Source organism: Methylibium sp. (genome assembly GCF_031393925.1).
Classification (GTDB): Bacteria; Pseudomonadota; Gammaproteobacteria; order Burkholderiales; family Burkholderiaceae_C; genus Methylibium.
This window is the reverse complement of record NZ_JANMWL010000138.1, coordinates 1-4,750: the sequence shown is the minus strand read 5'-3', so window position 1 is coordinate 4,750 and position 4,750 is coordinate 1. Positions and strand designations below refer to the sequence as shown.

The following is a 4,750-nucleotide window of genomic DNA, read 5'->3' as shown; positions in this document are numbered from 1 at the left end:
AAGGTGAGCTTCTCCAGGATCCCGCCGCGGAGCGGCGTGAGCTCACTGCCATCTACGTCACACGTGGGCTCCAACCGGAACTGGCGCGCCAAGTGGCCGAGCAACTGATGACGCACGACGCCCTGGGCGCCCATGCGCGCGACGAGCTCGGCATCTCCGAAACGATGAGCGCGCGGCCGGTGCAGGCGGCGTTGGCATCCGCCGCCAGCTTCGCGGTCGGTGCTGCGCTGCCCTTGGCCGTGACGGCGCTGGTGCCCAGTCAAAGCCTGATCCCCTCGGTCGCCGGCACATCGCTGGCCTTCCTGGCCGTGCTGGGCTTCATCTCTGCGCGAGCCGGCGGCGCCAGCGTTCTGACGGGTGCGTGGCGCGTCACTTTCTGGGGCGCGCTGGCCATGGCGATCACCGCCGCTGCGGGGACGCTTTTCGGAGCTGTCGCTTGACGATCCGAGCCAGTCGGTAAGGCTCTTTGATATTTCGCAAGGCAGGTCGGACGACCAGCCTGTAAGTTCTCTTCATCCCCTCCCCGCGAGCCTTCTCTCTTCTTCTTGCACCCCCATGTATGGATTCACCACCACACTGACCGATGCTTCCTTGGACCAGGCGCTTGCAAGAACCATCGAGGCGCTAAAAGCCGAAGGCTTCGGCGTGCTGAGCGACATCGACGTGCAGCGCGCGATGAAGGACAAGCTCGGTGTCGAGATGCGGCCCTACCGCATCCTCGGCGCATGCAACCCACCGCTCGCGCACCAGGCGCTGCAGGCCGAGCCGGACATCGGGCTGCTGTTGCCGTGCAATGTGGTCGTGCGCGAAGAGGCCCCGGGCCGCGTCGTGATGGGGTTTCTCGATCCGCAGACCATGGTCGGCCTGGTCGACAAGCCCGAGATCAAGTCGGTGGCCGACCAGGCTGAGCAGCGCTTGCGCCGGGCTTGCGGCAGCCTGGGTGGCGCGGTTTGATGACGGTCGGGCCGGCACGCGGCTGGCTTCGTTCTGCGCCGCTGCTGCTGTGCGGGTTGCTGGCACTGGCCGGGCCCGCACTGGCTGCGCCGGCCGACCCTGTGTGGCTCGACTCGAGCGGCCGGCCGAACGCCAGCGCGCGCGACGCCCTGCGACTGCTGGCCGAAGCTGGCGCCGACGGCCTTGCGCCGCGGGACTACCGGGCCGCCGAACTCGGCGCGCAAGCCGCCGCTGCGGCCGCCGCGCCCGGCGCAGCGGTGTTGCCGCAGCCCGCCTTCGAGCGTGACCTGAGCGCCGCGATGCGGCGCTACCTGCACGACCTCCACCTCGGCCGCATCGATCCTCGCGCGCTGGGATTTCCGGTCGCTCGCTCAGGCGCTGCAACGCCTGACTTTGCCGCCCTGCTGTACGCCGGCGCGGCCGCGGGGCGCCTGCCGGAAGCGGTGGCCGAACTGCGGCCGCGGCTCGGCCAGTACGCCAAGCTGCGCGAAGCGCTGGCGCGCTACCGCGTGCTGGCGGCCGATGGCTCGCTCGTCCACCCGCCCTTCGCGGCCGCGGCGAAACGAGGCGAAACCTACCGCGACGGCGTCGCGCTGCATCGTCTGCTCGTCGCGCTCGGTGACCTGCCGGCCGATGCGCCCTCGCCCACCGACGGCGACGACGCCACGCTCGCCGAGGGCGTGAGTCGGTTCCAGAACCGGCACGGCCTCGCAGTCGACGGCGTGCTCGGGCGGGCAACGCTGGCGGCGCTGAACGTTGCGCTCGGGCATCGGGTGCAGCAGCTCGAGTGGGCGCTCGAGCGCCTGCGCTGGCTACCGGACCTCAGCGCACGGCCCTTCATCGGCATCAACATCCCGATGTTCCGGCTGTGGGCGTGGGATCCAGCCACGCCGGACGACGCTACGATCAGCATGAAGGTCGTGGTCGGACGCGCGCTGAAGACCCAGACGCCGGTGCTGTTCGAAGAAATGCGCTACCTCGTCTTCCGACCGTACTGGAACGTGCCGCTCTCGATCGTGCGCAACGAAATACTGCCCACACTGACGAACGACCCCGGCTACCTGCAGCGCAACGACATGGAGATCGTGCGCGGTGCCGGCGACGACGCGAAGGCCGTCGCCGCCAGCGACGAAAACCTCGCCGGGCTGCGCCAGGGCGATCTGCGGCTGCGGCAGCGGCCGGGACCGAAGAACTCACTCGGGCGGGTGAAGTTCATCTTTCCCAACGACGCCAGCGTCTATCTGCACGACACGCCGGCGCCGCAGCTGTTCAGCCGGGAGCGGCGCGATTTCAGCCACGGTTGCGTGCGGGCGGAGGATCCGCTGGCCCTGGCGCTCTGGCTGCTGAAGGACCAGCCGGGCTGGACACGCGATCACATTCAAGCGGCCATGGCGGGGACGCCGTCGCGGCGCGTTGATCTCACGCGGCCATTGCCGGTGATCCTTTTCTACATGACGGCGATGGTGATGCCGGCCGACCAGGCGCTGTACTTCGCCGACGACATCTACGGTCACGACACCCGGCTTGCCCGCGCGCTTGCCAGCCGGCGCACGGTGAATTCGTTCTGATCGACAGGACGAATCGACTACCAGAACCGAACGCGGCCGGTATCCACGTGCACGAAGTCGGAGGCAGCGTAGTAGCCGACGCCGCCCGAGCGCATCGACCGCGCGGCATCGCGCAGCGTGGCCAGCGGCACGTCGGCCAGCCGGATGTCGATCGCCTGGCCGCGCAGGTGCAGGCTGCCGCTGGCCACGCCGTTGCTGCGCTGGCGCAGGCTCTCGTTGGTGGCGGGCGAGCGGTAACCCGAGATAACGTGGAACGCTTGCTGACTACCCACCGTCGCCGCCAGCCCGTGCAGCAGGTCGAGCAGCGCCGGATCGATCTCGCCGACATCGTTGGTGCGGAAATCGCGCAGCAGGTGATTGACCGCCGAGAGGGCGTCCGGCAGGTAGCGACCGGCGGCGAAGTATTCGACGCTCAGCTTCTCGTTGGTGTGCAGGTTGTCGAAACGCAAGGCGCGTGTCGCGCCCGCGCCCGCGTGGACCCAACCCGGCGCGACAGTGAGCGCAGTCGCACCCAGTGCGGTGACGAAGCGGCGACGGGAGAAATCATTCACGATGGCGGAGCGTGAGGCTGCGAAGTGACGACGGCAAGCGGACCCGATCTTAGGGGTTGCGACGCTGCTCGAGTCAACTTGAAGCGACGAGGCGCACGACCTGCCTACGACGGGGGGTGAATATTGCCGGTCATCGGGGAAATCAAGGTCAAGGAATCGGAAGCTTGCGGGTAGCGATAGATGCTTTCGTTGAGGTAGCGCGTCACCTCCTGGATGTCGGCCTCGCTCCAACCCAATCCGGCATTTCCCTGCCAGCGCCGCACCTGAAAGCGAAGGCTCGTCAAGTCAGTGACCACCTTCTTGTCCCTCCAGTGCATTTGCGATGTATGGCAGGTAATGCAGTGCGTCGAATAAAGCAATTGGCCCCTCGATTGGGCGTACGCGCAGGGGGCGATGGCCGCTGCGCCGAAGATCACACCCAGCGCCATGAAACATGCCTTGAAAGACGTTGCCATCGAGGCCTCCTTTGCCCGCGTCGGAGAACAGTGAGCAATCGAAGACCGATTCTTGAACGTCGACCCGCGCGCATGCTTGATTCATATCAAACGCGGCTGCGTGCAAAGGTCTAGATTGGAGTTCCGTGACCTCGATCGAAAGGAATGTCGTGAGATCTGATGCCGACCTGAAGAAAGACGTGATGGCCGAGCTGGCCTGGGACCCCGCGGTCGAGTCCACCGCCATCGGCGTGGCCGTGAAAGACGGCGTGGTCACGCTAACCGGTCACCTCGACACGTTCGCCGGCAAGCACGCCGCCTCGCGAGCGCTGCGGCGTGTCGCCGGGGTGCAGGCCATTGCGCTCGAGATCGATGTGAAGCTGTCGCCCGACCACAAGCGCAGCGATACCGACATCGCCGCCAGCGCCGAGGAAGCACTGAAATGGAACACCATGGTGCCGCTCGAGTCGATCCGGCTGACAGTCGACCATGGCTGGATCACGCTGCAAGGCGACCTGGAATGGGATTACCAGCGGCGCGGCGTCGAGAAGGCGCTTCGCCCGCTGATGGGCGTCGTCGGCATCAGCAACGAGATCACGTTGCGCGCAAAGCTCAAAGCCACCGACCTTTCACGCAAGATCGAGGAAGCGCTGACACGCCAGGCAAGACGCGAGGCCAAGCACATCCAGGTCGATGTCGACGGCACGACCGTGAAGCTGAGCGGCACAGTGCACTCGTGGCAGGAGCGCGAGGCAGCCCAAGGCGTCGCCTGGTCGGCCCCGGGAGTTCAGGTCATCGTCAACGAACTGCGCGTCGCTTGACGCGCTCAGCCCGGAGATCATCATGTACAAGCGAATCCTCGTGCCGATCGACGGCAGCGACACCGGGCGACGCGGCCTGAAGGAAGCGATCACCCTGGCGGCCGATCAGAAGGCCGCGCTATGCCTGCTTCACGTGACGAGCGACTATCCGGTCATGGCCGAGGTCGCCAGCGTGGTCGACATGGAAAAGTATCGCGATCGACTGCATCAGTACGGTCGTGACCTGCTCGAAGAAGCGAAGACCCTCGCTGAAAGTGTCGGCCTCGGGGTCGAGACCCAGTTGCGCGAATTGAAAGGCGGTCGCGTCGCCGACGCGATCTTGCAGGAGGCGAAAAGCACATCTTGCGACCTGATCGTCATCGGCACGCACGGCCGCCGCGGCTTCAGTCGCGTACTGTTGGGCAGCGATGCAGAGAACGTGT

General features: G+C 66.6%; 7 protein-coding genes. 5 read left to right on the top strand and 2 right to left on the bottom strand.

Annotated elements, in window-relative coordinates; translation table 11 throughout:
• From RMO12_RS08095 to RMO12_RS08085, 3 genes are all read left to right on the top strand, one after another.
• Nucleotides 1–440: VIT1/CCC1 transporter family protein (locus tag RMO12_RS08095; protein ID WP_309638903.1), on the top strand; the 440-nt coding region annotated here is incomplete at its 5' end.
• Between the two features lie 115 nt (nt 441–555).
• A complete protein-coding gene (locus tag RMO12_RS08090) occupies nt 556–954 on the top strand; it encodes a DUF302 domain-containing protein (protein WP_309638902.1) in 399 nt (132 codons plus the stop codon).
• Nucleotides 954–2,522, top strand: a complete 1,569-nt coding sequence (locus tag RMO12_RS08085; protein WP_309638901.1) for a L,D-transpeptidase family protein — start codon at nt 954–956, stop codon at nt 2,520–2,522. Before RMO12_RS08090 ends, RMO12_RS08085 begins: the two co-directional genes overlap by 1 nt.
• 17 nt (nt 2,523–2,539) lie before the next feature.
• Here RMO12_RS08085 and RMO12_RS08080 read toward each other — a convergent pair whose 3' ends face one another.
• Both RMO12_RS08080 and RMO12_RS08075 read right to left on the bottom strand, forming a co-directional pair.
• A complete protein-coding gene (locus RMO12_RS08080; RefSeq protein WP_309638900.1) occupies nt 2,540–3,073 on the bottom strand; it encodes a YcbK family protein in 534 nt (177 codons plus the stop codon).
• A gap of 104 nt (nt 3,074–3,177) precedes the next feature.
• Nucleotides 3,178–3,528, bottom strand: coding sequence for a cytochrome C (locus tag RMO12_RS08075; RefSeq protein ID WP_309638899.1), 351 nt, complete (start codon nt 3,526–3,528; stop codon nt 3,178–3,180).
• 125 nt (nt 3,529–3,653) lie between these two features.
• On the opposite strand from RMO12_RS08075, the gene RMO12_RS08070 reads away from it, so the two are divergent.
• Together RMO12_RS08070 and RMO12_RS08065 are read left to right on the top strand one after the other, a co-directional pair.
• Nucleotides 3,654–4,328 carry a BON domain-containing protein gene (locus RMO12_RS08070; RefSeq protein ID WP_309638898.1) on the top strand — a complete coding sequence of 225 codons (675 nt, stop codon included), beginning with the start codon at nt 3,654–3,656 and terminating at the stop codon, nt 4,326–4,328.
• Between the two features lie 40 nt (nt 4,329–4,368).
• Nucleotides 4,369–4,750, top strand: a 382-nt coding sequence (locus RMO12_RS08065; RefSeq protein ID WP_309638897.1) for a universal stress protein, incomplete at its 3' end; no start/stop codon positions are given.